A 1013-nucleotide genomic window follows, 5' to 3' on the forward strand; every position below is an offset into this window, starting at 1 on the left:
CTCCTTGTTTGTTTATGGATTCATCATAACATGAATTCATAAAAATAGATTGTGAAGTGTTGAACAAAGTGTGAATTATGGCTATTTTTACTATTAAAAGGGTTCCGGTCATTTAAGAGCCTTCTATCTTATCGGAACCCTCCATGAAACCAACTCTTGGGCAATTAAAAGTCCTCTAAATCAATTTAATTCCTCTTGGTAGTTTAATAGAAGTCAGAATGTCCGTCTCCCTCACACGATCCTCTGCATAAGAGGAACCACTCAAAATCTCGTGATCCAGATAACCCGGGTGACACATTACTTCGATCGTTTGCCCGTCATGAACACGTGTGACCAGTTTCTCAAAGTAATCGTAGGTCGCTCCCTCTCCATAAAAATCATGTAAAAACACATCCGAAAATGCAGCAACTCCCTCTACTGCATCCATTGAAAAACGTCTAGCACTTAAATCATATTTTTTTGCCAGCATTTGCACCACCGGTAAAAATTCCGGAATCGTATGGATATGATGATGGCTGTCAAAATGAGTCGGTGTAAGCCCTGTTTCTAGAAACTTATCAATTTGCGCACTCCACTCTCTTGCCAGTTCATCAAGTGATACCTCCCGTTGCTCTTTGAATTCAGAAATTCGTTTAAAACTGCCACGCTTATTAACTAGTGACGGAACGTCTGTTAAAAGCGGCTTCCCACACGTGAGAACCAGATGAATCCCGACTTGAAGTTTTGGATTAGCTTTCGCGAGCTCCACAGCATGCGTCACACCAGGCATGTTCATCATTATTGTGGTGGAATTAACTATGCCATATTTATGAGCATCAATAATTCCATAATTGATCCCTCTTGAATACCCAAAATCATCTGCATTCACAATTAACTTCATCAAGCGGTTATAACCTCCTTGGTGACCAGCGAAAAGGCAGCAGATCCGGTGCCTTTCCGTTAATTTTTGACTTTTTAAACCTGTCTGTTGATTTCCGTTCCAGGCACTTCGCTTTCCGCGGGCGTTGCGGGAA

At 41.5% G+C, this 1013-nt stretch carries 1 protein-coding gene; it reads right to left on the reverse strand.

Translation table 11 applies throughout. The annotated features are described in order from the left end of the window. Positions 1–175: 175 nt before the first annotated feature. Positions 176–883 carry a chitin disaccharide deacetylase gene (gene chbG, locus V7659_RS25780; protein ID WP_335542957.1) on the reverse strand — a complete coding sequence of 236 codons (708 nt, stop codon included), beginning with the start codon at positions 881–883 and terminating at the stop codon, positions 176–178. Between the last annotated feature and the right edge of the window lie 130 nt (positions 884–1013).

The sequence above is a fragment of the Neobacillus drentensis genome (assembly GCF_036966985.1).
Classification (GTDB): domain Bacteria; phylum Bacillota; class Bacilli; order Bacillales; family Cytobacillaceae; genus Neobacillus; species Neobacillus drentensis_E.